General features: G+C 60.9%; 25 protein-coding genes and 1 pseudogene. 23 read left to right on the top strand and 3 right to left on the bottom strand.

Annotated features, from left to right (window positions below; translation table 11 throughout):
- Window positions 1-166: 166 nt before the first annotated feature.
- The 4 genes from CDO44_RS07270 to CDO44_RS07255 are packed head-to-tail and all read left to right on the top strand — an operon-like array spanning window position 167 to window position 4254.
- Window positions 167-1141, top strand: coding sequence for a tripartite tricarboxylate transporter substrate binding protein (locus CDO44_RS07270; RefSeq protein ID WP_087779568.1), 975 nt, complete (start codon window positions 167-169; stop codon window positions 1139-1141).
- A 14-nt stretch (window positions 1142-1155) separates the two neighbouring features.
- A complete protein-coding gene (locus CDO44_RS07265) occupies window positions 1156-1932 on the top strand; it encodes an IclR family transcriptional regulator (RefSeq protein WP_087779567.1) in 777 nt (258 codons plus the stop codon).
- A gap of 7 nt (window positions 1933-1939) precedes the next feature.
- Window positions 1940-3196 (top strand): LVIVD repeat-containing protein, encoded by a 1257-nt coding sequence (locus CDO44_RS07260; RefSeq protein ID WP_198951318.1) that lies wholly within the window; start codon window positions 1940-1942, stop codon window positions 3194-3196.
- Window positions 3197-3204: 8 nt separating this feature from the next.
- Window positions 3205-4254 (top strand): GTP-binding protein, encoded by a 1050-nt coding sequence (locus CDO44_RS07255; RefSeq protein ID WP_158213217.1) that lies wholly within the window; start codon window positions 3205-3207, stop codon window positions 4252-4254.
- Between the two features lie 34 nt (window positions 4255-4288).
- Here the strand turns inward: CDO44_RS07255 and CDO44_RS07250 are convergent, their stop codons facing one another.
- Window positions 4289-5014: a TetR/AcrR family transcriptional regulator gene (locus CDO44_RS07250; RefSeq protein ID WP_087779565.1), complete on the bottom strand. Its 726-nt coding sequence runs from the start codon at window positions 5012-5014 to the stop codon at window positions 4289-4291.
- A 217-nt stretch (window positions 5015-5231) separates the two neighbouring features.
- Between CDO44_RS07250 and CDO44_RS07245 the strand changes: the two genes are divergently transcribed.
- The 17 genes and pseudogenes from CDO44_RS07245 to CDO44_RS28360 all read left to right on the top strand — a co-directional run.
- Window positions 5232-6497, top strand: a complete 1266-nt coding sequence (locus tag CDO44_RS07245) for an alpha/beta hydrolase (RefSeq protein WP_233146074.1) — start codon at window positions 5232-5234, stop codon at window positions 6495-6497.
- Between the two features lie 26 nt (window positions 6498-6523).
- Window positions 6524-7462: a VOC family protein gene (locus tag CDO44_RS07240; protein WP_087779564.1), complete on the top strand. Its 939-nt coding sequence runs from the start codon at window positions 6524-6526 to the stop codon at window positions 7460-7462.
- A 33-nt stretch (window positions 7463-7495) separates the two neighbouring features.
- On the top strand, window positions 7496-9187 hold the full coding sequence (locus CDO44_RS07235) for an AMP-binding protein (protein ID WP_087779563.1): 1692 nt from the start codon (window positions 7496-7498) through the stop codon (window positions 9185-9187).
- Window positions 9184-9660 carry a thioesterase family protein gene (locus CDO44_RS07230; protein ID WP_087779562.1) on the top strand — a complete coding sequence of 159 codons (477 nt, stop codon included), beginning with the start codon at window positions 9184-9186 and terminating at the stop codon, window positions 9658-9660. Before CDO44_RS07235 ends, CDO44_RS07230 begins: the two co-directional genes overlap by 4 nt.
- On the top strand, window positions 9657-10817 hold the full coding sequence (locus CDO44_RS07225) for an FAD-dependent monooxygenase (protein WP_087779561.1): 1161 nt from the start codon (window positions 9657-9659) through the stop codon (window positions 10815-10817). Before CDO44_RS07230 ends, CDO44_RS07225 begins: the two co-directional genes overlap by 4 nt.
- A 52-nt stretch (window positions 10818-10869) precedes the next feature.
- On the top strand, window positions 10870-11844 hold the full coding sequence (locus CDO44_RS07220) for a tripartite tricarboxylate transporter substrate binding protein (RefSeq protein WP_087779560.1): 975 nt from the start codon (window positions 10870-10872) through the stop codon (window positions 11842-11844).
- Window positions 11845-11863: 19 nt separating this feature from the next.
- The gene (locus tag CDO44_RS07215) at window positions 11864-12613 is read left to right on the top strand and encodes an aspartate/glutamate racemase family protein (RefSeq protein WP_087779559.1); all 750 of its coding nucleotides are present in this window, start codon (window positions 11864-11866) and stop codon (window positions 12611-12613) included.
- A 386-nt stretch (window positions 12614-12999) separates the two neighbouring features.
- A complete protein-coding gene (locus tag CDO44_RS07210) occupies window positions 13000-13788 on the top strand; it encodes an ABC transporter permease (RefSeq protein ID WP_233146073.1) in 789 nt (262 codons plus the stop codon).
- Window positions 13789-13793: 5 nt separating this feature from the next.
- Entirely contained in the window at window positions 13794-14513 is a 720-nt protein-coding gene (locus CDO44_RS07205) for an ABC transporter ATP-binding protein (protein ID WP_087779557.1), read from the top strand.
- A 16-nt stretch (window positions 14514-14529) separates the two neighbouring features.
- The gene (gene glf / locus CDO44_RS07200; protein WP_087779556.1) at window positions 14530-15681 is read left to right on the top strand and encodes a UDP-galactopyranose mutase; all 1152 of its coding nucleotides are present in this window, start codon (window positions 14530-14532) and stop codon (window positions 15679-15681) included.
- Window positions 15682-15684: 3 nt separating this feature from the next.
- Entirely contained in the window at window positions 15685-16599 is a 915-nt protein-coding gene (locus CDO44_RS07195; RefSeq protein ID WP_087779555.1) for a glycosyltransferase family 2 protein, read from the top strand.
- A gap of 4 nt (window positions 16600-16603) precedes the next feature.
- On the top strand, window positions 16604-17524 hold the full coding sequence (locus tag CDO44_RS07190) for a glycosyltransferase (protein ID WP_198951317.1): 921 nt from the start codon (window positions 16604-16606) through the stop codon (window positions 17522-17524).
- A 26-nt stretch (window positions 17525-17550) separates the two neighbouring features.
- Window positions 17551-18600, top strand: a complete 1050-nt coding sequence (galE, locus tag CDO44_RS07185; protein ID WP_087779553.1) for a UDP-glucose 4-epimerase GalE — start codon at window positions 17551-17553, stop codon at window positions 18598-18600.
- Complete coding sequence (locus CDO44_RS07180) at window positions 18585-19796, top strand: glycosyltransferase family 2 protein (protein WP_087779552.1); 1212 nt, start codon at window positions 18585-18587, stop codon at window positions 19794-19796. The genes galE and CDO44_RS07180 overlap by 16 nt, the downstream gene beginning before the upstream one ends.
- A 57-nt stretch (window positions 19797-19853) precedes the next feature.
- Window positions 19854-21335 carry a glycosyltransferase gene (locus tag CDO44_RS07175; RefSeq protein ID WP_158213216.1) on the top strand — a complete coding sequence of 494 codons (1482 nt, stop codon included), beginning with the start codon at window positions 19854-19856 and terminating at the stop codon, window positions 21333-21335.
- A 210-nt stretch (window positions 21336-21545) separates the two neighbouring features.
- A complete protein-coding gene (locus tag CDO44_RS28365; RefSeq protein ID WP_369824554.1) occupies window positions 21546-21677 on the top strand; it encodes a hypothetical protein in 132 nt (43 codons plus the stop codon).
- A 689-nt stretch (window positions 21678-22366) separates the two neighbouring features.
- Window positions 22367-22492 (top strand): annotated as a pseudogene (locus CDO44_RS28360) (IS3 family transposase); the annotation flags it as partial.
- Window positions 22493-22696: 204 nt separating this feature from the next.
- Here CDO44_RS28360 and CDO44_RS07165 read toward each other — a convergent pair.
- On the bottom strand, window positions 22697-23224 hold the full coding sequence (locus CDO44_RS07165) for a LysR substrate-binding domain-containing protein (RefSeq protein WP_158213215.1): 528 nt from the start codon (window positions 23222-23224) through the stop codon (window positions 22697-22699).
- Window positions 23225-23317: 93 nt separating this feature from the next.
- Between CDO44_RS07165 and istA the strand changes: the two genes are divergently transcribed.
- Together istA and istB are read left to right on the top strand one after the other, a co-directional pair.
- Window positions 23318-24340, top strand: coding sequence for an IS21 family transposase (istA, locus tag CDO44_RS07160; protein ID WP_011875632.1), 1023 nt, complete (start codon window positions 23318-23320; stop codon window positions 24338-24340).
- Window positions 24337-25122, top strand: coding sequence for an IS21-like element helper ATPase IstB (gene istB, locus CDO44_RS07155; RefSeq protein ID WP_006397377.1), 786 nt, complete (start codon window positions 24337-24339; stop codon window positions 25120-25122). Before istA ends, istB begins: the two co-directional genes overlap by 4 nt.
- A gap of 60 nt (window positions 25123-25182) precedes the next feature.
- Here istB and CDO44_RS28295 read toward each other — a convergent pair whose 3' ends face one another.
- Window positions 25183-25482 carry a LysR family transcriptional regulator gene (locus tag CDO44_RS28295; protein ID WP_087779549.1) on the bottom strand — a complete coding sequence of 100 codons (300 nt, stop codon included), beginning with the start codon at window positions 25480-25482 and terminating at the stop codon, window positions 25183-25185.
- Window positions 25483-25582 lie beyond the last annotated feature (100 nt).

Here is a 25582-nt window from a genome sequence, read left to right as displayed (position 1 = left end):
GCATGCCATGGCCGGCGTTGGTGCGCGGCGCACCGTCATGCATGTCTTAAGTTCCAAATAGAGAAACATTCGACGAATGTGTTGACGGTGAAAATTGCCGACTTATAGAGTGGTCCGGACTATTCCGCCCTGACGGGCGACCCATCCACCGCCCTGGTTCATAACCATGAAAATAGCCACTATTTCGCTCGCCTGCTCGCTGCTCTGCGCGACCTCCCTCGCTCCTGCTTCCGCGCAAACCCAACCGTACCCGGTTAGGCCCGTCACCATCGTCACCGGCTTTCCGCCCGGCGGCATTTCCGACGTGCTGGCCCGGGCGCTTGCGGCGCGGCTGTCGGTTCAGATGGGCCAGAGCGTCATCGTGGAAAACCGGCCCGGCGCCGGCACCACCATCGCCTCGGCCTACGTCGCCAAGGCCGCGCCGGACGGCTACACCCTGTTGTTCCAGGATATGACGACGCATGCGATCAATGCCGAGGCCTATAAGCGCTTGCCGTTCGATGCGCTGAACGACTTCAGCCTGATCAGCCTCGTCGCCTCGACGCCGTTGATGATGGTTTCCAGCCTTGGCTCCAAGGCCGGCGACGTCAAGTCGCTCGTCGAACTGGCCAAGAAAAAACAAAGCCAGGTAAGCTACGCCTCCTCGGGCAATGGCACCATCATGCATCTTGCTGGCGAGTCCTTCAAACAGGCCATGGGCATCGATTCTCTGCACGTGCCATACAAAGGAGGCGCGCCCTCGGTGCAAGCCGTGGTAGCCGGAGAAGTGACCTATAGCTTCTTGAGCATGCCGCCCGCCGTCGCCCAGGCGAAAGCAGGAAAAATCCATGCGCTGGCGGTAACAACGGCCAAGCGGGTGGCCGCGATGCCCGATGTACCTACCTTCAAGGAACAGGGCATACCCTTGGAAATCGTCTTGTATAGCGGCCTGATCGGTCCCAAGGGCATGCCGCCCGCCGTCGTTTCCCGCTTGAACGAGGAGGTCAGGAAAGCGCTCGAATCGCCGGAGATGAAGCAGACCCTGGCCAATGCCGGCGCCGACGCCTTGGCCAGCACGCCCGCGGAGTTCGACAGGCTGTTGAAATCGCAGGCCACAGCCATGGCGCAGGCAGTCAAGCTCGCCAACGTCACGTTGGATTGAAGAAAGCCAGACCCATGGCCACGACGACCATCGATGTGCATGGCGCCCAGACCGTCAGCCGCGCGGTCCGGGCTTTGCAGATCGTGGCGGCTCAAGCGCCAGAAGGCGTGCGCCTGGTGGACGTTGCCCGCGAACTGGCCCTGCAGCGGCCGACCGCGCACCGGCTGCTCAAAGCGCTGACGATCGAAGGACTGTTGCAACAGGACGACCGGTCGCGCCGCTATACCCTCGGGCCGCTACTGTTCGAACTGGGTATTTCTGCAACGCACCAGTTCAATCTGAAGGAAGTGTGCCAGCCGGTGTGCGACTGGCTGGCGGAGCAGACAGGCGACACGACCTTCCTGTTCCTGCGCAGCGGCTATGACGCCGTCTGCATATCCCGCACCCAGGGCCCCTACCCGATTCAGACGCCGTCGGTGCCGCTGGGCAGCCGCCAGCCGCTCGGCGTGAGCGCCGGAGGACTGGCGCTGCTCGCAGCGCTGCCGGAAGAAGAGATCGAAACGGTCATCCAGGCCGTCGCCCCGCGCCTGGGCGCCTATGGCGATCTCGACGCGGACGAACTGCTGGAACTGGTCGGCCAGGCCCGTCTTTCCGGATACGCCGTCACGGGCAATCACGCGGCGCCTGGCGTGCGCGCCATCGGCCTGCCTATCTACAACGCCGCGGGCAGCCCCATAGCGGCCCTTGCCGTCGCTACCACGCAAGCGCGCATGACCGATGAACGCATCCGCGGCATTCTTCCAAAACTGAAAACCGCAGCCCGGGAAGTCACGCGCCTGTTGCGCCAATGATCGACACATGAACCGCTACCCCACACCCAACCTCGCCGCGCGCGCCGACAAGTCCATGGCCCGCAACATGACGCTGCTTGCCCATCATGAGCTGCAAGGCTATGGCGGCCTGGGCGAAGGCATCGCCATGCAACAATGCGCCGACGGCCGACGCATCCTATGGCTGGCGCACGAGGCCGCGCCGAAGAACTTCACCGGCGTCGACGTGACCGACCCGCGCGCACCGTGCGTGATCGTCCAGACCGAACTTCCGCACATGAAGGTACGTTCGAACTCGCTGGAAATCAGCGGCGACCTCATGGCCGTGGCCTACCAGACGCAGTCACCGGGCATGAAACCCGCCGGCTTCGACCTGTTCGACATCAGCAAGCCGGAGTCGCCCCGCCTGGTCTCGCATTTCGACTGCTCGGGGCCGCATTCGCGAGGCGTGCATGCGTTGTGGTTCGTCGACGGGCAGTTCGTCCACCTGGCCTCCGGCGCGCCCGACTTCGAGCCGCGCAATCCGCTGGACGACCAGTTCTACCGCATCATCGACGTGCGCGAGCCTTCGCGCCCGGTGGAAGCCGGCCGCTGGTGGCTGCCGGGCACCCGTGCCGGCGACGGCGCCGAGGCCCCGGCCCGCCTGCCAAAGCAGTTCGACACAGGCTTTCGCGTGCACAACACCAACGTCTTTCCCGAACGCCCCGACCGCGCCTACATCGGCTATATCGACGGCGGCTCCATCGTGCTCGACATCTCCGACATGAGCGCCCCCCGTGTCGTGTCGAGCTGGAACCACTCGCCGCCTTTCAACGGCTTCACCCATACGGTGCTGCCGCTTTTCAGCCGCGATCTGTGGATCGTGAGCGACGAATGCGTCCAGGACAATGGCGCGGACTGGCCCAAGCTCGTCTGGGTCGTGGATGCCCGCAACGAAGGCAACCCGGTCCCGATCGGCACCTTCCCAGCGCCTCCGGTCGAGGCCTTCGCGCGACGGGGCGGCCGCTTCGGCGCCCACAATCTGCACGAGAACCTGCCGGCGCCCTGCTCGTTCCGCTCGGACCACATCATCATCGGCACCTTCTTCAACGCCGGCGTACGCGTCTACGACACCAGCAATCCCTGGCAAGTCCAGGAGCTGGCCTACTACGTCCCGGCTGCGCCGGCGCTGTCGCCCGTCGGTGCGATTCAGCTCAACGATGTCTACGTCGACGACCGCCGCATCGTCTATACGGTCGATCGATTCTGCGGCGGCCTTTATATTCTTGAAATGAACATCGGATGAGCTCTCCCATGAATCCAGGCTCGCCCGATCCGATGGCGGGCCGCTTTCCCCTGACCCTGGTAACGGGTTTCCTCGGCAGCGGCAAGACCACGATGCTCGCGCGGATGCTCACGCATCCGTCAATGCGGAACGCGGCGGTCGTCATCAACGAAGTCGGCGAAATCGGCATCGACCACGATCTCGTCTCGTTCTCGTCCGAGAACGTATCCGTGCTCGCCAACGGCTGCATTTGCTGCACCGTCCGGACCGACCTGCAGGAAACCCTGCGCGAACTTTTCGGACAGCGCCGGGCCGGCGCCATTCCAGATTTTGACCGCGTCATGGTCGAAACCACCGGCCTGGCCGACCCCGCGCCCGTCGTGCAGACCCTGCTTAGCGATACGATGCTGGCCGCCCACTTCCGGCTGGACGGCATCATCACATTGGTCGACGCGGTCAATGGCGGGCAGCAACTGGAGGAGTTCCCCCAGGCGGTCAAGCAAGTCGCACTGGCCGACCGCATCTTGCTTACCAAGACCGATCTCGCGGCGCCGGACGACGCCGCCTCGCTGGAACGGGCGCTGCAAGCCATCAATGCCAGCGCCGGCGTGCTGCGCGTCCAGCATGGGCAAGTGGAGCCTGAGCAGCTTACGGGGCTGGGACTGGCCAGCACCCGCCTGTCCGCCCAGGCATTGAGTTTCCTGGGCGCGGCGCTCGATGCGCCCGGCGACCAGGACGACGTCGAAGACAAGCCGCTGCGCCCCCACCTGCAGGACATCCGCACGATGTCGCTGCGGTTCGACGAGCCCTTCACATGGCCTGCCATCACAGGCGCCATGGAAATGCTCACCGCGCTACGCGGCCCGGACATGCTGCGCATGAAAGGAATCCTCAATGTCGAGGGGGATCCCGTTGTCGTCCAATGTGTCCAGCACATATTCCATCCCGCTGTACCGCTGGATCGGTGGCCCGACGAAAACCGGCAGTCGCGCCTCGTCTTTATCATGCGGGCAGTCGAACCGACGGTGGTGGAGGCGGTGTTCAACGCGGCTCAGGCGCTGGCGCGTAATGCGCGGTGAACGAGTGGGTCTCTGAGGGCTTCATGGCGCAGGCCTACTTGCGCTGGCCCGAGGAGGTGTCATCCTCGGGTAGCACCAGCTTCTCCAGGTAGGCCAGGTCCTCGCGCAGCAACCGCAGCGATTCCTTTACGTCCGGCAGGCGCGGGCGGCGCGATTCGTCGCGCCGCAGCGCATGAATGGCCATGTCGGCGATGGCCTGGGCCACTTCCTGCCTGCTCAGCCGTCCGCTGGGCTTGAACCACCACGCCGTCCAGTTGCACATGCCGATCAGGCTGAACGCCGCCACGTGCGCGTCGACCATGCGGAAATGGCCGAGCTCGATGCCGCGTTCGATGACGTCGCTGAAATCCGCGAGCACGCTGCGCCGCGCCGATTGCATCGATGCGAGCTGCCGCTGCGTGAGGTCCGACTCGTTGCGGTCGGCCACGCGGAACTCCGCCGGCCGCGACAGGATGAGCTCCGCATACTGCGTGACCAGCGATTGCAGGGCCTCGGTCGGATCCTGGTCCTTGCGCGCGACGGCATCGTTGGCCAGTTGCTTGGCCGGGATCAGGACCTCTTCGGTCAGCGCGCGCAGGATCGCGTTCTTGTTCTTGAAATAGTAGTAGACGGCAGTGCGGCTCAGGCCGAGCGATTCGGCGATGTCCTGCATGCTCGTGCCGCCCGTGCCGCGTTCGATGAAGAGCTTGGCCGCGGCATCCAGGATGGCGCTGCGCAGGACTTCCCCTTTCATCGTCGTCTTGGTGGGAGCCTCGTTCACGGATAGGGATTTTCCAGGAGGGTGGGCCGTACAGGCGATGGCCTGAGGCCGGATTATGGCATGGGGAAGGGCCGTTCTCCGAGGGAAAGAGGTGCTGTCGGCGCCTTGATTTGACATATCTGTCTAAATTTCAACGAGTATTGACAGTGAAGTCAAAAAATAGTCGAATATGACGAAACGCGGCTGTATCGATCCGCAGAATCCCAGGAGACGCATCGTGAACACCGGCGCCAGCGCAGCCCAGCATGTCACCGCAGGCTTCTTGAACACCGACTGGAATCCCCGGGACCTGCCGCCGGGCACTACCACCCGCAACGTGGTCCTGCGCACGGACGACGGCGCGGCCACCACCGGCTCGCTCTACCTGCCGGCCGGCCCGCGGCCCCGTACCGTCGTATGCGTCATGCATCCGCGCGAGTTCATGGCCTGCCACTACCTCATTCCCGACATCGTCGGCGCCGGCTGCGCCGCCTGGTCGCAAGGCGCGCGCTCCGTGGGCAACGACCTGCGGCTGGAGCACGAGACCGCGCTGCACGACGTGGCGGCCGGGCTGGCCTTCCTGCGCGCGCAGGGGTTCGAGCGCATCGTGCTGCTGGGCAACTCCGGCGGCGCGGGTCTGTACGCCTTCTACGTCCAGCAGGCCGCGCTGCCCGGCGCCGAGCGCATCGCGCGCACGCCCGGCGGCAAGCCGGCCGGCCTGGCCGAGCTCGACATGCCGGCTGTCCACGGGCTCGTCCTGGTCGGGCCGCACCCGGGGCAGGGCGCGCTGTTGATGAACTGCATCGATCCCTCGGTGCCGGAGGAAGGAGATGCGCTGTCGGTCGACCCGGACCTGGATCCCCTCAATCCCGACAACGGCTACCGGCCGGGCGGCCAGGCGCGCTATGCGCCCGCCTTCGTCGAGCGCTACCGCCGGGCGCAGCGCGCCCGGGTGGAGCGCCTGGACGCGCTGGCCCGGCAGTTGATCGCCCAGCGCCTGGCGGCGCGCAAGGCGCTAAAGGGACGCGAGGACGCCACGCAAGCCGAGCGCCGGCTGGGCGCCCATACGCCGGTGATGACGGTATGGCGCACGGACGCCGACCTGCGCTGCCTGGACCTGAGCCTCGATCCGTCGGATCGCCATCCCGGGTCGCTCTGGGGGCGGGACCCGTATGCGTCCAACTACGGCGCCGTCGGCTTCGCGCGGTTCTGCACGCCGGAAAGCTGGCTGTCGACCTGGTCCGGCCTGTCGTCCAACGCCAGCCTGGCCGCCGCGGCGGCGGCCATCGTCCAGCCCACGCTGATCATCGAGTACACGGGCGACCAGGCCTGCTTTCCGGCGGACGTGCGCGCCATCCATGACGCATTGGCCGCCCGCGACAAGCGCCACCTGCGCGTGCGGGGCGACCACCACGGCCGCGCGCTTGCCGAGGGCGAGGAGCCGGGCCGCTACGAGGCCGGACGCCAGCTGGCGGCGTGGCTGCGCGAGCGGTTTGCGAACTGATCAACATCGACAGGAAAGGGAACGCCATGACTACCATTGAACGCGCAAGCCCGGCCGGCCAGGACGGCCAGGCCGGGACTGCGCCGCTTTCCGCCCGCGGGCTCGTGCTGCGAGGCGTCGACCATACCGCCCGTCCTACCTGGAAACTGCGCGAGACCGTCGCGTTCTACCGCGACATTCTCGGCCTCCCGCTGGTCCATGTGATCTCCGCGCGCGGCTGGGGACCGGCCACGCATCCGGATTTCCTGCATTTCTTCTTCGACAGCGGACGCGGCAGCACCATTGCCTTCTTCTACTACCTGGGCTCGGAGCCGCCGGAAGGCATGCGCGACCGTCCCCCCATGCCGCCCGTGCCCGATGACCACGTGTTCGATGCGACGCATACCGCATGGCTGGTGGAAGGGCAGGAGGAATTGCGGGCCTGGAAGCAGAAGCTGGAGGCGGCCGGATTGCAGGTATCGGTGGAGACCACGCACGAGGTGATCGAATCCATCTACGTGCGCGACCCCAACGGCTACTTCGTCGAGTTCACCCGCAAGCTGCGCCCGCTGGGGCAGGTGGATGCGCTGGACGGCCAGTTGACGCTGCAGGCTGCGATGGAGGCGGAAGCCGACGCGCACGCGGCTGGGCGGAAGGTGACCGATATTGCGGAGATCTGGTCGCGCAAGGCCAGGCTGGTGGCATCGCATGTGCGGCCCGGCGATACGCCCGGGACGGGACTCGTGCGCATCTTCGTTCCCCGCGTCCGCGAGTTCGCATCCATCGTCGAGGACGCCCGCGCGCGGGGCGACTGCCGGGTCGAGGCGGCGGGCGAGTACGACCGGATCGAAAGCGACGGACCCGTCGAGTTCCGCCGCAAGACATTGGGCCTGAAGCCCGCGATCTGGTACGGGCTTTTCACCGGCGGGGTACAGGGCCGCATCGAGACGCTGGACCGGGACTGCGCGCGCATCGTCCCCGAGTGACAAGACTGATCCACCTGCGGAGGAGACGCCGCCATGCAAGACGTACGGTACCCGATAGAAGGGGTCATCTATCATCCCGAGGCCGACGCGCGCCGCTACCTGGCCAGCGGCGCCTGGATGCGGTCCACGGTGGGCGACGCGTTGCGCGCGACGGCCGCGCGATTGCCGGAGAAGGACGCGTTCATCAGCGACGAAGGCCGGCTCAGCTTTCGTGAACTGGACGAGCAGTCGGAACGCCTGGGCGCCGCGCTGCTGCAGGCGGGCCTGCGTCCCGGCGACCGCGCCATCTTCCAGATGGGCACCACGCTGGAGACGGTGCTGGCGCTGGCCGCCTGCTACAAGGCCGGCATCGTGCCGGTGTGCTCGCTGCCCCAGCATCGCGAACTGGAAATCGGCCAGTTGGTGCGCCAGTCCGGCGCGCGCGGCTATTTCGTGCAGGCCGACTTCAGCAGCGGCTTCGACCTGGCCGCTTTCGCCCGCAAGATGGCGGCCGCCAGCGATACGCTGACGCACCTGGTGGTCGCCCGCGGACCGGCGCAAGGCGACCTTTCCCTGCGCGCGCTGATCGACGGCATGCCGCTCGAGACGGCCCGGCGGCGGCTGGCCGCGGAAGGGCCCGCGCTCGGCGACGTGCTGAGTTTCCAGTTGTCGGGCGGCACGACCGGCGTGCCCAAGATCATTCCGCGGTTCCACGCCGAGTATCTCGGCCATGCGCTGGCTTGCTCGCGGCGGTACAAGCAGAGCGAGGACGACCGCTTCATGTGGGCGCTGCCCCTGCTGCACAACGCGGCCCAGCTATACGTGCTGATGCCGGTGTTCGCCATGGGGACGTCGGCGGTGCTGATGCCGCGCGTGGACCTGCCGCGCATGCTGACCCTGATCGAGGCGCACCGCGTCACCCGCGCCGTGTCCATCGGCCCCATTGCGCCCCAGATCATGACGTATCCGGACCTGGCCCGGCACGACCTGTCGTCGCTGCGGCTGTTCACCACCATGAGCCGCGCCGACCGCCTCGAGGCCCACCTCGGCGTGCCGTGCTCCAACCTGTTCGGCATCACCGAAGGGCTGCTGCTCGGATCGCCGCCCGACGCGCCGGCCTTCATGCGCCATCACACGCAAGGCACTTCGGGCTGTCCCGAGGACGAGATCCGGCTGCTGCTGCCGGACAGCGAGCAGCCCGCCGCGCCCGGCGAGATGGGCGAACTGTGCTTCCGCGGCCCGTCGACCCTGCCGGGTTTTTTCAACGCGCCGGAGGCCAATGCCAAGGCCTATACCTCGGACGGCTTCTATCGCACGGGCGACATGATGACGGCCCATGTCATCGACGGCGTCACCTGCTACACCTTCGAAGGCCGCCTGCGCGACAACATCAACCGCGGCGGCGAGAAGATCGGCTGCGAAGAGGTGGAAGGGCTGGTCAGCGCCCACCCGGCGGTTGCCGAGGCCCGGCTGGTCGCCATGCCCGATCCTGTCTATGGCGAGAAGGGCTGCATCTATATCGTGACCCGCCCGGGCCAGCGCGCGCCCACGGTCCAGGAACTGATGGAATTCCTGGTCGCGCAGGGACTGGCCAAGTACAAGTGTCCCGAGCGGGTCGAGGTGCTGGACAGCTTCCCGGTGACCAAGGTGGGCAAGCTGGACAAGCCGGCGCTCAAGCAGATGATCGCCGACAAGCTGGCCCGCGAAGCCGAGGCGGCCGGCGTGTCGGCGGGGGCGCGGCCATGATCAGCACCGAACACGTGGTCTCCCTTGCCCCCTTCGTCGTCCGCCGCCGCGTCAAGTGGGGCGATTGCGATCCCGCCGGCGTGGTCTACACGGTGACCTTCGGCGAGTACCTCATCTCGGCCGTGGAGTTGTTCTACGGCACGCTGTTCGAATCGACCCCCCAAAGGATGAAGGACGAGCAGGGCTTCGGCACACCCAGCCGGGCGCTGTCCTTCGACTTCCGCGCATCGCTGTGGCCGGACGACGAATTCGACATGCGCGTCACCGTGGACGAGATCCGCCAGCGCACCTACGTGCTGGACATCACCGCCACGACCGCCACAGGCGAAATCGCCTTCGTCGCCAAGCTGACGCCCATCTGCGTGGCCCGCGGCGAACGCCGCGCCATACCCGTTCCCGACGCGCTGCGCCGGGCGCTGTCTTCTTACCAAGCCGCCTGCGAGGCCGCGGCGGCAGGGAGCCTTGCATCATGAAAATCGCCGTCATCGGAGCCGGGCCGGCCGGCCTGTATTTCTCGTTGCTGGCCAAGAAGCGCGATCCCTCCCACCGGATCCAGGTCTTTGAGCAGAACCCCGCCGGCGCCACCTATGGCTGGGGCGTGGTGTTCTCCGACGTCGGCCTGGCCTTCCTGCGCGAAGCCGACCCGGAGTTCTTCCGGACCTTCGTTGCCCACCACGAACGCTGCGATTACATGGAAATCGTCCATCGCGGCACCCATGTCCAGGTGCATGGCAACCACTTTTCGCGCACGTCGCGCATCGACATGCTCAAGGTCCTGGAGGATGCGTGCCGGGCGCAAGGCATAAGCATCGAGCATGGCCGCCGCATCGAGGACGTCTCGAAGCTGGCGAGCGAGGTGGACCTGGTGGTGGCCGCGGACGGCGGCAACAGCGCCGTGCGCACGCAGTTCGCCCATCATTTCCGCCCCAGCTTCGAGAAGCGCCGCAACAAATTCGCCTGGTACGGCACGCGCCAGCGCTTCCACCCCGTATCGCTCATCTTCCGCGAGACGCCGCACGGCGTCTTCATCGCCCACAGCTACCAGTACAGTCCCGAGCTCAGCACCTTCCTGGTCGAGGTCGACCCCGACACCTGGCGCCGGGCCGGCCTGGACCGCGCGAGCGAGGAAGAGAGCCGGCGCTACTGCGCCGAGGTGTTCCGTCCCGAGCTGGGCGGCAACGAGCTGCTTACCAACCGGTCGCTCTGGTTCGAAGCCAACATCGTCCGCAATGACCAATGGAGCTACCGCAACATCGTGCTCCTGGGCGATGCGCTGCGCACCGTGCATTTCTCGCTCGGGTCCGGCACCCGCATGGCCATGCAGGACGCCATCGCACTGAGCGAAGGCGTGGCGAGCCACCCCGGCGACCTGCCGGCCGCCTTCGCCGCGTTCGAGGCGCAGCGGCGGCCCGCCTCGTCCAGCTTCCAGGCCGCCGCCGCCCGCAGCCTGGACTGGTACGAGAACGTCGCCGCCAAGATGCACCTGGACCCGGTGGCCTTCGCCTACGACTACATGCGGCGTACCGGCCAGGTCAGCCACGACGACCTCAGGCGGCGCGATCCGCATTTCGCGGCAGCCTGCGAGGCCATGGCCTGCCACGAACGCACGGATACGCCGGCAACGGCGTGAGCACGCTTACCCAAGACCACGTCCATACCCACACAAGACCGAGGAGACATCCATGAAAACCATCCTGCGCGGCGCCGCCGCCATCGCCATGATCCTGGCCGTCCCGGCCTGGGCCCAGACCGCCAGCTATCCCGCCAAGCCCGTCCGCGCCGTGCTGCCGTACTCCGTGGGCAGCGGACCGGACGCCGTCACCCGCCTGGTCGGGGAGAAACTCTCCAAGGCGTGGGGGCAGCCCCTCATCGTCGAGAACAAGCCCGGCGCCAACGGCTGGCTCGCCATCGGCGACGTCAAGCGGGCCGCCGCCGACGGCTATTCGCTGGTCGTGGTCGACAATACCCACATGACCCTGCATCCGCACCTGTACAAGAAACTGCCCTTCGACCCCGTGGCCGATTTCGAGCCCGTGGCCCCGGTCTACACCACCTACTTCTTCATCGTGGTGCCGGCCAACTCGCCCTGGAACAACGTCGGCGACCTCATCGCCGCCGCCAAGGCCAAGGGAGGCAACCTTACCTACGGCACCTGGGGCATGGGCAGCGTCGCCCACATCGGCGCCTCCATGTTCCAGACCCAGACCGGCACCCAGATGACGCACGTGCCCTTCAAGGAGCTGCCCCAGCTCTACACCGCCGTTGCCACCGGCGAAGTGGACTGGGCCTTCGGCACCGCCGCCACCGTCGCCCAGCTCTACCAGGCCAAGAAAGTGAAACTGCTGGCGCTGGCCGCGCCCAAGCGGCTGGCCCAGTACGGCCACATTCCCACCGTGGCCGAAGCCGGCGGGCCCGCGGGCTTCGAGCTCAAGACCTGGGTCGCGCTGTTCGCGCCCAAGGGCACGCCCAAGGCCGTGATCGACCGCATCAACGGCGGCGTGGCCAAAGCCGTCGTCGAGCCCGACGTGCGCAAGCAGTTCGACACCTTCGGCTTCGAGGCCTGGCCGGCCAATGCCGCCGACCTGGCCCAGGCCATGAAAACCGATACCCAGCGCTTCGACACCGTCGTCAAGCAGGCCGCCATCTCCCTCGACTAGCCCTTCCACAGGAAATGCCATGACGTCCCGCATCTACCGCATCGGCCAGATCGTCCCCAGCTCCAACACCACCATGGAGACGGAAATCCCCGCCATGCTGCGCGCCCGCGAAGCCATCCGGCCCGAGCGCTTCACCTTCCACTCCAGCCGCATGCGCATGCACAAGGTCACCAAGGAAGAGCTGGAGGCCATGAACCGCGAAGGCCTGCGCTGCGCGGCCGAACTGGCCGATGCGCGCGTCGACGTCATGAGCACCGCCTGCCTGGTCGCCATCATGGCCATGGGCGCCGGCTACCACCGCCAGACCGAACGGGAACTGACCGAGGTGGCGCGCGCCAACCACAGCGACGCGCCCGTGATGACCTCGGCCGGGGCGCTGATAGAAGGACTGCAGCGGCTGGGCGCCAAGCGCATCTCGCTCATGGCGCCCTACATGCGGCCGCTGACCGACCTCGTGGTGAAGTACATCGAGAACGAGGGCATCGAAGTCGTGGATGCGAAATGCTTCGAGATCCCCGACAACCTCGAAGTCGGCCGCCGCGATCCCATGCAACTGGTGGAGGATGTGAAGACCCTCGACACCCGTGGCGTCGACGCCGTGGTTCTGTCGGCCTGCGTGCAGATGCCGTCGCTGCCGGCCATCCAGCCGGTGCAGGACAGGCTGGGGGTGCCGGTGGTGTCGACGGCGGTGTGTACGGTGAGGGGGATGCTGGAGAGGCTGGGGCTGGAGGCGGTGGTGCCGGGGGCGGGGGCGTTGCTGCTGGGGTAGCGTGAATGGAGGTGCTTGCGTCATGTATTTGTCAGTGAATGCCCACTCAACGCTGACAATTTGCGTAGGAGTCCAACTGAATATTTCAGGTCATCAATGCTCATCGCGGTGCTTTGACAGCGTTTGGCGCCACTGCCATAATCTGCTATTAGTCAGGCGGTCGGCGTATGCTCCGCCACGCCGATACGTGAGGAAGCAACGGCCTGTTCTTCCCAAAATGCTAGGGCTTCAAGCAATGGTTTGAAGCCCTTTTCTTTTCTTCCATGAGGCTTACATTTACACACGACCGTGGCTACTCTAGGAATATGCGCTACTGGCCGTGCGACTAGAATGCCCTCACATTGACCGGTGCCGGGCCATGGCATCGTATGAAATGGTGTTTTCCGGTGAATTTATCTGAAGCAATTGTTGATATAACAGCAGCATTTCGCGACCGTTATTTTTGGACCGCTCTCGGGTGGCAGGATATCCGCACCCGCTATAGGCGATCAGCCCTTGGCCCCCTATGGATCACCATTAGTACTGCGGTTACGGTTGCGGCCATGGGGCCCTTGTATGGTGCGCTTTTCGCACGTTCGCCCGCGGAATTTATCCCCCATCTCGCGCTCGGGTTGATATTTTGGGCATTTATTGCGGGAAGTATTAACGAGTTCTGTGATGCCTTTTCAGGCTCAGCTCATTATCTTAAACAGGTAAAACTTCCTCTCACGGTTTTCGTTCTTCGTGTCATTTATCGTCAGTTTATTATTCTTTGCCATAATGTTTTCATTTATCCAGTGGTGATGGTCCTGCTCGGAAAGTCCATTAATGCAAATCTCTTGTTGCTGTTTCCAGGGCTGTTGCTGGTCTCTCTCAATCTGTTGTGGATAGGATTGGTCGTCGCGATATTCTGTACTCGCTATCGGGATATGCATCCGGTCGTCAACAGTGTCATGTCGTTAATGTTTTTTATTACACCCATCGTCTGGCAGGTCGATCAGTTACCCGCAGATCGGGCTCATCTTGCTCATTTGAATCCGCTTACGATCCTGCTTGAATTGATGCGGCAGCCTATTCTGGGCATAGCACCTCCCCTTATGTATTGGGTAGTCGCACTGGTTGCCGTTGTAGCGGGTAGTTTTTTCACCATTGGATTGCTGGCCCGTTTCCGGCATCGTGTAACTTATTGGCTTTGACCGTCATGTACATTCGTCTGAACAATGTGTCGGTTCGTTTTCCCATTTACGACGCTAAGCAGCGGTCTTTCAAGCAAACTATGCTGAATGTAGCTACAGGCGGGCGCATCCTCGAATCACGGCACGGACCAGCGGAAGTCGAGGCGCTCAGGGATATCAATTTGGATATTCGTGAGGGAGAACGCGTAGCGCTGCTCGGCCACAACGGTTCGGGAAAGACGACACTGCTTCGTGTGTTAGCGGGGGTCTATACCCCCGTGCAAGGGGTAATTTCGGTACGAGGAAAAATCACGAGCCTGCTTGATTCCATGCTTGGAATGGATGGGGATGCGACCGGCTTCGAGAATATTAGGCTGCGGGCGCTGTTCCTGGGGATTAAGCCAAACGCAATAAACCGATTGATCGACGATATCGCGGAGTTCAGTGAGTTGGGCGATTTCCTGAATATTCCTGTCAGGGCATACTCCAGTGGCATGGTGTTGCGACTCGCTTTTGCTATCTCCACGAGTGTGCAGCCGGAAATTCTGCTCATGGACGAATGGATGAGCGTCGGGGACGAACGTTTCAAGCAAAAGGCCGCCGAGCGGCTTGAGAGCTTTGTCAATGATGCGGGCATTCTCGTCATGGCCACGCATGACTTGGAACTTGCCCACAGGATCTGCGACAAGGTGGTTCGCCTGGAGCATGGCCGCATCGTCGAGGCTCCGGAGAGCACCGTGCACTAGTCACCTGGATACCATCATGAAGCATTTTCTTATCGTAGGAGCAGGCTTTTCTGGAGCAGTTATCGCGCGAGAGCTTGCGGAAGAAGGACACCGCGTCACGGTCGTTGATCAACGTGAACATGTCGCGGGTAATTGCCATTCCACCCGGGATGAAGAATCTGGGGTCATGGTGCACGTCTACGGCCCCCACATTTTTCATACGGACAACGAACGTGTATGGCAGTACATCAACCGCTATGGCGAGATGATGTCCTACGTCAATCGAGTGAAGGCCGTCTCCAAGGGCCGCGTTTACTCGCTGCCTATTAACCTTCATACGATTAACCAGTTTTTCGGGAAAACGCTGTCGCCGGGCGAGGCGCGAGCATTCTTGGAAAGCCAGGCAGATCTTTCCATCGAGTCACCAGAGACCTTTGAAGAGCAAGCCATGCGGTTTGTGGGCAGGGCCTTGTATGAAGCTTTCTTCGAAGGCTATACCCGCAAACAATGGGGAGTGCCGCCCTCCGAACTTCCGGCTAGTATCCTGAAGCGCCTGCCGGTACGCTTCAACTACGATGACAATTATTTTTCCCATCGCTACCAGGGCATGCCGCGCGATGGATACACACGTATTGTCGAAGCAATTCTCGACCACCCAGGTATCGAGGTTCGCCTCAAGACACGTTACGACAGCGCCATGCGCCAAGGCGCCGATCACGTTTTCTGGACCGGACCGCTCGACGCGTGGTTTGGCTTTAACCTGGGACGTTTGGGCTATCGCACGTTGGATTTTGAAACCCTGCGGTGCGATGGCGATCTTCAGGGAACAGCTGTCATCAATTATTGCGACGCCGATGTTCCGTATACCCGGATTTCCGAGCACAAGTACTTCTCACCCTGGGAGCTGCACGAGAAAAGCATCGCTTATCGCGAGTACAGCCGCCTCTGCGGCGAAAATGACATTCCCTACTATCCAATCCGCTTGGTCAAGGACAAGGTTTTGCTTGAGCAGTACATTGAGCAGGCGCGTAGGGAGCGAGGCGTCACCTTCGTCGGCCGCCTTGCCACATACCGCTACCTTGATATGGATGTCACTATCAAAGAAGCGCTCGAAGTGGCTGATGCCGCCAAGGCGGCGCTGCAGAATGGCGGTGGCCTCGAAGCGTTCTACGTGAACCCCATGGGCTGATTCATGCGTGTTTGCGCGGTAGTCGTCACTTATAACCGAAAGGCGTTGCTGTTGCGCTGCTTGAAAGCGCTGCGTGGGCAAAGCCGTTCTCCGGACAGGATCATCGTCGTCGACAACGCGAGTACGGACGGTACATCCGAGGCTTTGGAGGCCGACGGCGTACTAGCTTGGGCAGGGTTTGAACTCATCAAGCTCGCCAGCAATGAGGGCGGAGCGGGGGGGTTTCATCATGGCATGGCGGCAGCTCTCCGGACGGGCTGTGATCTAGCATGGCTGATGGACGATGACGGTTATCCGGCAGAGGACTGCCTGGAAAAGTTGCTGGAAGAAGGGCAGGGTCTCGACCTCTGGGGGCCTGTGGTACTTGATGAGGCGCAACCCGGGCAGCTCTGTTTTCCACTGCGTATTCCCGGTACCGCGAAAATCCTGCGTGCGCGTGAGGCAGCTGAGGACGCAGGTGTCCGGGGATTGCTACCCGATGTGGTAATGCCGTTTAACGGCGTTCTGATCAGACGAGAGCTGATCGAACGCATCGGCTTACCTCGCAAGGAATTCTTTATCTGGGGTGATGACATCGAATACGTAATGCGTACGGCCAAGGCCGGAGCGCGCATTGCTACGGTCACGGCGGCTGGTTTCTTCCATCCCAGACAGGACGAGCTGGGTGCGCCAATGTTTTTTGGTCTGATGCATTTCAACAATACCGGATCGTCGCTTAAACACTATTGTCTGTGTCGCAATAACACAGTCAATCTATTGACGTACCGAGGACCGCTGAGCGCGTTGGCGTTCGCGGCTAAGACGATTTGGTTTTACACGTTTTCGCGGCCAAACCTGGCGCGGCTGCGCCTGAGCGTGCAAGCCCTGGCCGATGGTTGGCGCGGGGATTTCTCCGGTCATCGGCGTTTTATCGAGTAAGCCATTGGACAACATTGCAGTCGTCATCGTCACGCACAATCGCTGCGAGCTTCTTGGGCGCTGCCTGGAAGGGCTTGCGAGGCAAACCGTGCCCCCGAAGGCAATCTATGTCGTCGATAATGCGTCGACTGACGCAACAGCACAACTGCTGGCGGGCCGAACAGACCTGCCGCTGCATGTAACGCGCAGCGCTGAAAATCTGGGAGGAGCAGGGGGATTTGCGCTCGGTATGAAGTTGGCCCACGAAGGCGGCTGGGATTGGATCTGGATGATGGATGACGACGTCGTACCCCAGTCGGACTGCGCTCAGCAACTCGTTAAATGCGGTGAACTCGCCATGATTGCCGTGCGTGAAAATTTGGATGGAGCCTTGGTAGAACGTTCTGCTATTCGGTTCGATTTACGAAATCCTCTCGTAGTGCGTAGTAAACGGAGCTATGTGGCTCAGACTTATCGTGTGCGATCACACATGCCTGCGGTGCTCTACGTCGAGAACGTTGCCTTTGAAGGATTTATGGTGCATCGCTCCGTAGTCGATGCAGTGGGCTATCCCGATGCTCGATACTTTATCTTCTACGACGACGTCGACTATGCCCTGCGTATACGGCGGGCGGGTTACCGAATTTCTGCCGTACGCGATGCGGTCATGGTCCGGCAGCTCGATTTTGCACAGCAGCACGCCCTTGACTCCTGGAAAGGGTTCTATATGTTCCGGAATTTTTTTGTCGTCCAGTTCAAATACGGCGAGAATGCCTTGGTACGACTTAAGCCCTATCTGATTACTGCTGTATTAGTGGTCGCCAGCCTGGTCAGTCGAAATGGCCGTGCTCGCCGCGCGATGCTCCTTTCTGCACTCAAATCGGCACGCCGTTTCGATCAAGAGCTAGCTACTGGTGTTTCTCCATCGGAACAGTTCGCGCGCTAGCCGCATCAAGTATTTATAGAACTATCATGGCAACTTCCATTCTTATTACCGGCGGGGCGGGGTACATCGGGTCTCATGCTTTGGTGGAATTTCTCGCTGCTGGCTATCGACCGATTGTGGTAGACAATTTCTGTAACAGCTCTCCGGACGTTCTGCGCCGAGTCGAGGCACTTACGGGTTTTCCTGTCGTCTGGCATCGGGGCGACGTTCGAGATGAAGGCATGCTGAATGCAGTGTTCTCACAGGCTCGGCAGGAGGGCATGCCAATCGATTGTGTCGTGCACTTTGCAGGGTTGAAGGCCGTTGGGGAGTCGGTGGCCCAACCGCTTGACTACTACGACAACAATGTGCACGGGAGTGTCGTTCTGTTAAGGGCCATGGACCGGGCGCAGGTTAAGCGTATCGTTTTCAGTTCTTCAGCTACGGTTTACGGCGAACCATTGTCATTGCCCTACACTGAGAGCCACCCTCTGGCACCGGCCAATCCTTACGGAAGAACCAAAGCGATGGTAGAAGCGGTTCTGGCAGACTGGTGCGCATCCGACGCCGCCAGGACGGCTGTCAATCTCCGCTATTTCAATCCTATCGGAGCTCATCCGAGCGGGAAGATTGGCGAGTCGCCGCGCGGCACGCCTAACAACCTTTTTCCCTATATCACCCAAGTGGCAGTGGGAAAGCGGGCAAAGCTGTCGGTGTTCGGCAATGACTATCCAACTTCCGACGGTACCGGAGTTCGTGATTATCTGCATGTTTCCGACCTTGCCATGGGGCACGTGAAGGCTGTGGAATATGCGAGCCGAGTCGCTCCTGGATGTTTCGCTTTCAACCTTGGAACGGGCCGGGGAACCAGCGTGCTCGAGTTGATTCGCACGTTCGAAACGGCGACCGGCAGACCTGTGCCTTACGAAATCCTTGCCAGAAGGCCGGGCGACGTTGCGCAGATGTGGGCTGATCCCACGGCCGCCCATGAGAAGTTGGGTTGGTGGGCTAGCCGGAGCATTGAAGACATGTGTCGTGATGGGTGGCGTTGGCAATCGCAGAATCCGGATGGATATGCGGAATGCCCGACGATATGACTCGGGAAATTATGAGCGAAGAGATAATTAGTGACAATCGTCCTCTCTATCAAACTACCATGCCACCCCTCATCTCGTGGGTGGTCCCAGTTTTCAACACAGAAAACTTGCTTGTCGAAACGCTCGACTCTATTGCTGCAGAGAACGGTCCAGGTATCGAAATTATTATTGTCGATGATGGAAGCACTGATGGGAGTTCTGCGAGGATTGCGGCGTGGATAGCTAGTTGTAAAGTGCCCACGCTGCATATTCGACAAGAGAATGCGGGCTTATCTGCAGCCAGGATGATGGGTGTGAAGTACGCCACCGGTGAGTTCATCGGGTTTTGTGACAGCGATGACTTCGTAGAGATTTCGTGCTACACGAACATGGCTTCTCTCGCAAAACGAGAAAAATGCGACGTGGCTATTTGCCGATCTGTTGTTTTTGATAGTGTTTCGCAGATCGTGCACGATTTCTATGACACGGCGATATGGAATGAAATATTGCATGGTCGTTCTTGCGTCGTAACTAGTGCACGGCGCGAACCACGTATTTTTCGCTTTGAGCCCAATGCTAATACTCGGTTGCTACGTCGAAGTTTTCTATTGGAGAAAAGACTTGCGTTTCCTCTCGGATTGCATTTCGAGGACTTTCCTGTCCATGTCGAAGCTCTAGCAGCGGCGGGAAGAGTTTTGTTAGTGGATTCCACTGGTTATTACTATCGTGTCAACCGTCCAGGGAAAATCACTGATCAAAAGAGTGAAAAACGTTTCGATATCTTGAAATCGGTTGAGCTCGGCTTCAGCGCTATGAAACGGTATCACGTCGATGCTGCAGGTAGAGCTTATATTGCGATTATGGCTACTCGCATGACGTATTGGTGTGGGAAACATACGTTAAATAAAGATCGAAAGCGATTCTTTATTGCAGCATGCGAGCAAATCGGATCGTTGATTGACCCAGTTGCCGCAAATTATTGCATGGCAAACGGTATTGATCGCCGAGAAGCGATTCTTGTTTCTGCGTTCCGTGCGAAAGCAGCACGCTTTCTTATTGCGTACTCGTCTGGGCGAAAAACGGCAAGGCTATGGATTTTTAAGTTGCTGTTTAGTTGGAAGCATGGTCGAAAACTTCGGCGTACTCTTATTCGGGCTGGGCTCAGGAGAATTAGAAATGGTACGGGAAGGTTTGTGTTTATGCGCAATACAGCGTGAGGTAGGGCTATGTTAAGGAAAGCAGAATATGCACGATCTTTAGCCTTATTGAATGGCATGCTTGTCGCTAAATATCTAGAAGAAGACCGCCTGAGGCTGCAAGAAAATTATTTTGGGCTTGATTTCCGCGCTTCTAAACCGTACGCACACATCTTGTTGCTTGGCGCTCGATCCGGGTTGGAGATCGTAAGATTTTTGACAGCATCTTCTTCTGCCAAGATCGTCGTGGTCGAACCGAACCTATCTTTAAAGAGAGAGCTTGACGACTGTCTTGAGAATATTGCTGCTCTCGCTTGGCGCGAACGTGTAGTGTTCTTCGCAAGCATGGAAGAGCTTTATGGATCCGCCTATAAGAATTTTTCTTTAGTGAGAGCCGATTCGACAATGTTTGACCCCGTCGGGGTGGAGGAGCTGATCAACCGCTTTTGTATTGATCATATCTGTGGAGATTTCGACCCTTGGGATGCTGATCCTATTGATGTGTATCGAACATGTCGTGCACGGGTAAAAAGCTTTCATTGGCGCGTTATGGGGAGAGATAGTCCGCTTAGTTGGAGCGGTCCCGCGCCGGCATTTGAAGTTTCAGTTGTGGTACCGGCCTATAAGGTCTTGGCCTGGATAGACAGATGTATGCAAACGCTCGTCGACCAGACATTGGCATCGCTAGAGATTATCGCTGTCGACGATGGGTCGCCCGATGCAACCGGAACCAGATTGGACGAATGGGCACAGAAGTATCCCGGGCGCGTCAAGGTGATTCATAAACCGAACGGCGGATGCGCCAGTGCCAGAAACGCGGGCGCACGTGTGGCGCAGGGGGAATATGTAGCCTTCGTTGATGGAGATGACTGGGTAGATACGAACATGTTCGAAGCTCTCTATCGTTCGGCGGTGCTCAATGCAGCCGACGTGGCTCAGTGCGGATACATAGAGGCTTTTGAAGATTCTGGGAGATTGGAACTTTATTCAACAGCTTGGGGAGCTGCTTCCGGAAGCCGGACGTGCGGCCTAGTGGAGGATCCACTATCTTATCTCGTTGTAAAACCTACGATATGGCGAAGAATTTATCGCAAGGAGTTCCTTTGCGGAAACGCTATCGAATTTCCTGAACATATCCCACGTTTTGATGATTTGCCTTTTCAATTCGAGGTGCTCGCACGCGTAAAGCGTATGTCAATCATTCCCGAGTGCTTCTATTACTATCGACAAGAACGCGATGGACAAGATATTGCTGTCAGAGATGAAAGATTATTTGTGCATTTTCCTATCTTCGATTGGTTGAACGATAAGGTAGGGGTCTGGGCTGATGCACGGATTGAGCGGCAGCTTTTGAGGTGTAAGATTAATACGCATCTATGGGCGTTAAGCCGTATTGAACGAAAGTTGTTCGGACGATACTTTGCTGCGGCAGTGCGAGATATTTTTAAGCACGGTGAGCATTTTAAAGTAACGGGCGTCGCGTGGTTCGTAAAAGGCTTCATTGCCGCCAGCCTCCGATCGATCATTCATCCTATTGCGGGGAAAGGTGCTTTGGGTTAATGCTACAAGTTTTGGCGAGGTGCACTGTGCTGAGGGCCACAGTGCCCGGCGTCGAACGGCACGGTAATCCGCCATTTTTAGCGATGCCCAGAAGTAGATTGCTACGCGGCCATGGCTAGCCGCTGTTTCGGGTAAAATCCGCCCAAGGCCATATTCGGGCGTGTATTGACCCAGTGGAATCCTGCTCAGGTCATAATCGAGAAGTTGACGATGAGCATGAAGATGGAAGACGACATCAAACGCTGGACAGCCAAGCTCAAGAAGCGCGCTACTGCTGCACATCATTCAGGGCAAGGCCGCCGCGGCGAGACGAGCCGTCAGTACGACCGGTCGCCGTCGTAGTTCGAACAGTGTATCGATGATGGCAAGCTGGGCATGGAGAACGCCTTGCGGGCCAACCCCCCGGACCTGCGCGAGCAGTACGAACACCAACTAAAGGGCCTGCAAGAGGCGTACGGTGAGCGATGCTGGAGCTGCGCGCGAGAAAAAATGCAGTCTCTGCTGGGCGGAGGAGAAATGATTGAGACGATCCGCCAGGGACTGCAAGCGACAGCATCACAGCCTCGATCGCCAAGCTGTGCCGTTGGTTCGGTTTACTGCGGCGCACGCGTAAGCTCCCCTAATGATAGACACCAGCCGGTAGAATTTAGGAGGCTCCCTGACTCGGAGACTCCCTTGAAGAAAAGCAGGCTCACAGAAAGCCGGATTGTCGCAGTGTGAAGGAAGGCGAGGCCGGCATGCCGGTGGCCGAGCAGTGCCGTAACATGGCATTAGCAGTGCGCAGTGCAAAAGCAAGTACGCGGGCATGCAAGTGTCCGAGCTGCAACGGCTGCGCGAGCTGGAAGCATGCCAAGCTTAAGCGCATGTAGGCGGCTTGGCGCTGAAGAATGCAGCGATCAAGGACGTTCTGAACCGAAAGTCACGACGCCGTCAGCCATGCGCGAAGTGGCGTAGTTGGTCTAAGCCAAGCTATCCATCATGCGCGTCTGCCAGATTGCTGGCCTGTCGGGGCGGTGTACTACAAGAGGCCGATGCCGGCATCCGAGCGTGACATCAAGGTGATTGACGCGCTCAACGTCTTAGTTAGTAGACATGGGCGATGTGGATTCTGGAAATGCTTCACCCGACTGCGACTCGACGGCCGCTGCTGGAACAAGAAGCGCATGCACCGAGTGTATTGCGAGATGGGATTGAACTTGCCACGTCGCAGAAAGAGGCGGATGCCAGGACGGCCACGCCAACCCTTGGACCAGGCAGTCGAACCGAATCGCGGCTGTGCGCCGGACTCTTCACGCACGATTGCCTTATATGGCGGCCGCCGTGCATGCTCTTCGCTGTTGGTTCTGCAAGGCCTTGGTAGGCTATTTGCCACTACCCATAGAACTTCGAACAAACCCTGCAAACGCCCCCGCAGCCGGCGAAAGCGTCCGCTGCCGATGCTGAAGCAACGCGATCGGCCGCTTGATCTGCTGTTGCTCGAATGGGCGCATACCCACGTCAGGATGCTTTTGCACGACAGGACGCGCATGGCCGGGAACCAGAGATAACCCAAGTCCCGCTTCCACCAGGCCGATGGCCGTCCAGACGAAGGCGACCTCGTAGGCGGGCACCAGTCGAACGCCCGCCTGACCGGCGTGATGGTCGACCAGATAGCGTGTGGAGTTGTGCTTGCCAAGCGCGATAAATGGGCGGGCCGCAATATCCTTCCACGTGACGCGCCGGCGGCTGCTCCAGCCGTAGCTGTTGGGATAAATCAGCAACAGGTCATCAGTCAGGACGGGTTCGGCGGTGACGAAGGTGGTATCGGCCGGCGGCACGGCCAATGCTAGGTCGACCTCGCCGCTTGTCACCAGGTCGACGATTTCTCCGCCCGGCGTATCGCGCAGCACGACGGTGATGTGTCAGCGCCGAAGTAATACTGACCCCTGGCGCCGAGGTAAAACTGACCCCCTGGGCGATGATGGCGGCTTTTGGCCGCCAAGATGTTGACCCAGGAGCAATCATTGGAGATTCGAGTACTGGCCCGTCAGGGCCACGGCATCAAGGCGATCGCGCGAGAGTTGGGCGTGTCGCGCAACACAGTCAGGCGATACCTGCGCGGTGAGGCGACGCCTCCCAGCTACGGCCCGAGGGCTGCGCGGCCACGCAAGCTGGACCCGTACACGCAGTACCTGCGAGATCGCATCGAGGCGGCCCATCCGCACTGGATTCCGGCGACGGTTCTTCTGCGCGAGATCCGTGAACACGGTTACACGGGCGGCATTAGTCAGTTGAAGGCGTTTCTGGCGCCGTTGAAGGTTCGTCCCGCCGAGCCTGTGGTGCGGTTCGAGACCCCACCCGGCAAGCAGATGCAGGCCGACTTCACGACGATACGGCGAGGCCGCCATCCGCTGAAGGCCTTCGTCGCCACGCTGGGCTACAGCCGCGCCACCTTCGTGCTATTTTCCGAGAGAGAAGACAGCCCGGCTTGGCTACGCGGCTTACGTGAAGCATTTGTTTATTTCGGCGGCGTGCCCGAAGAGGTTCTTTTCGACAACGCCGGTACGGTCGTCACCGAACGCGATGCATACGGCCAGGGTCAACATCGCTGGCACCCAGCACTTGCCTCGTTGGCCGATGAGTTTGGCTTTCGTCCCAGGCTGTGTCGACCCTATCGAGCCAGAACCAAGGGCAAGGTCGAACGGTTCAACGGCTATCTGAAGAGCAGCTTCGTCACCCCGTTGGCTGCGACGCTGAAGACGGCCGGCCTGCTCCTCGATGTCGATACGGCCAATGCCCATATCGGCCGCTGGTTGGCAGAGGTGGCGCAGCAACGCATCCACGGCACGACGGGTGAGAAGCCCGAAGTGCGCCTTGCTCACGAGCGACATAGTTTGATGAGCCTGCCCAGGGCGTTCGCTACGCCGCCGGCCGTTACCGTAAAAACTGCAGATATGGTGATTCCGCACGAGAGCCTGCAGCACCCGCTGTCGGTGTACGGCGCCTTACTGGAGCATGCCGCATGAACCTGCAGCACGCACGCATCGCCGAGCTCTGCATCCAGCTCAAGCTCGAGCGCATCGCGGCCGACTGGGCCCACCTCGCACAGCAAAGCGCCGACGAGCAAGCAAGTTTCGCCGATTTCCTGGAGAAGATCCTGAGCGGCGAACACCAGGCAAAACTGGAGCGCAGCCGCTCGACCTTACTGAAGATGGCAACGCTGCCAGCAGTCAAGACGCTGGAGCAATACGACTTCGCCTTCGCCAGCGGCGCACCCCGCGCGCAGATCCAGGAACTGGCCAACCTGGCATTCATCGACCGTGCCGAGAACATCGTCTTGCTCGGACCCTCCGGCGTGGGCAAGAGCCACGTGGCAATTGCCCTGGCATATCGCGCCACCATGGCTGGCGTGAAGACCCGCTTCATCAGTGCCGCCGATCTCATCCTGCAGCTGAACGCGGCACATCGGCAAGGACAGCTCAAGCAGTACTTCAATCGAGCCGTGCTTGGCCCACGTCTGCTCGTCATCGACGAGATCGGCTACCTGCCCTTCGGGCGCGATGAAGCAAATCTGTTCTTCCAGGTGGTCGCCAAGCGCTACGAGCGAGGCAGCATCATCTTGACCAGCAACCTGCCCTTCCCTCAATGGGCCAGCGCCTTCGCCGACGACCAGACGCTCACGGCAGCCATGCTCGACCGCCTTCTGCATCACGCTCACATCGTGCAGATCAGTGGCGAAAGCTATCGGCTCAAGGACAAGCGCAAAGCCGGCAACAGCCCGGCTCGGGCTCGGACTGCTGCCCAATAACCCTTCAACCCCAGGGGGTCAAATTTACTTCGGCGCGAGCGCCGACAAAGGGGTCAGTTTTCAACCGGCGTTGACAGTGATGTGCGGGTGGTCGGCCTTGAAGGCGGCAATGAGCCGGGGCAGCACCAGCGAGGACTGCAGCGGCGAGCAGGCAATGCGAACCTTGCCGCGCCGACGGTCTGCCAGTTCGCGCGATCCGGCAATGGCGGCGCCGAGATCCTGGAGCACGCGGCTGGCGACGGGGAGCAGCTCTGCGCCGGCTTCGGTCATGCGCACCGAACGCGTGGTCCGGTCCAGCAACTTGAGCCCCAGCTCCGATTCCAGTTCGCGTATGGTAATCCCCCCGCAAAAGCGTTGCATCCAGAAGTAGAATTTTCTCGTTGAGGAGTTCTACAGCATGAAGAAGTCACGATTCACGGACAGCCAGATCATCGAAGCCATCAAACGGGTGGAAGCTGGC

It is taken from the genome of Pigmentiphaga sp. NML080357 (assembly GCF_002188465.1).
Taxonomy (GTDB): Bacteria; Pseudomonadota; Gammaproteobacteria; order Burkholderiales; family Burkholderiaceae_B; genus Pigmentiphaga.
The sequence above is the reverse complement of the archived record's forward strand: the minus strand, read 5'-3'. Positions and strand labels throughout refer to the sequence as shown.

Excerpts from the sequence above, each read along its gene's own strand:
- CDO44_RS07270 (WP_087779568.1), top strand. The coding sequence starts at position 167 with ATGAAAATAGCCACTATTTCGCTCGCCTGCTCGCTGCTCTGCGCGACC.
- CDO44_RS07265 (WP_087779567.1), top strand. The coding sequence starts at position 1,156 with ATGGCCACGACGACCATCGATGTGCATGGCGCCCAGACCGTCAGCCGC.
- CDO44_RS07260 (WP_198951318.1), top strand. The coding sequence starts at position 1,940 with ATGAACCGCTACCCCACACCCAACCTCGCCGCGCGCGCCGACAAGTCC.
- CDO44_RS07255 (WP_158213217.1), top strand. The coding sequence starts at position 3,205 with ATGAATCCAGGCTCGCCCGATCCGATGGCGGGCCGCTTTCCCCTGACC.
- CDO44_RS07240 (WP_087779564.1), top strand. The coding sequence starts at position 6,524 with ATGACTACCATTGAACGCGCAAGCCCGGCCGGCCAGGACGGCCAGGCC.
- CDO44_RS07235 (WP_087779563.1), top strand. The coding sequence starts at position 7,496 with ATGCAAGACGTACGGTACCCGATAGAAGGGGTCATCTATCATCCCGAG.
- CDO44_RS07230 (WP_087779562.1), top strand. The coding sequence starts at position 9,184 with ATGATCAGCACCGAACACGTGGTCTCCCTTGCCCCCTTCGTCGTCCGC.
- CDO44_RS07225 (WP_087779561.1), top strand. The coding sequence starts at position 9,657 with ATGAAAATCGCCGTCATCGGAGCCGGGCCGGCCGGCCTGTATTTCTCG.
- CDO44_RS07220 (WP_087779560.1), top strand. The coding sequence starts at position 10,870 with ATGAAAACCATCCTGCGCGGCGCCGCCGCCATCGCCATGATCCTGGCC.
- CDO44_RS07215 (WP_087779559.1), top strand. The coding sequence starts at position 11,864 with ATGACGTCCCGCATCTACCGCATCGGCCAGATCGTCCCCAGCTCCAAC.
- CDO44_RS07205 (WP_087779557.1), top strand. The coding sequence starts at position 13,794 with ATGTACATTCGTCTGAACAATGTGTCGGTTCGTTTTCCCATTTACGAC.
- glf (WP_087779556.1), top strand. The coding sequence starts at position 14,530 with ATGAAGCATTTTCTTATCGTAGGAGCAGGCTTTTCTGGAGCAGTTATC.
- CDO44_RS07195 (WP_087779555.1), top strand. The coding sequence starts at position 15,685 with ATGCGTGTTTGCGCGGTAGTCGTCACTTATAACCGAAAGGCGTTGCTG.
- galE (WP_087779553.1), top strand. The coding sequence starts at position 17,551 with ATGGCAACTTCCATTCTTATTACCGGCGGGGCGGGGTACATCGGGTCT.
- CDO44_RS07180 (WP_087779552.1), top strand. The coding sequence starts at position 18,585 with ATGCCCGACGATATGACTCGGGAAATTATGAGCGAAGAGATAATTAGT.
- CDO44_RS07175 (WP_158213216.1), top strand. The coding sequence starts at position 19,854 with ATGCTTGTCGCTAAATATCTAGAAGAAGACCGCCTGAGGCTGCAAGAA.
- CDO44_RS28365 (WP_369824554.1), top strand. The coding sequence starts at position 21,546 with ATGAGCATGAAGATGGAAGACGACATCAAACGCTGGACAGCCAAGCTC.
- istA (WP_011875632.1), top strand. The coding sequence starts at position 23,318 with ATGTTGACCCAGGAGCAATCATTGGAGATTCGAGTACTGGCCCGTCAG.
- istB (WP_006397377.1), top strand. The coding sequence starts at position 24,337 with ATGAACCTGCAGCACGCACGCATCGCCGAGCTCTGCATCCAGCTCAAG.
- CDO44_RS28295 (WP_087779549.1), bottom strand. The coding sequence starts at position 25,482 with ATGCAACGCTTTTGCGGGGGGATTACCATACGCGAACTGGAATCGGAG.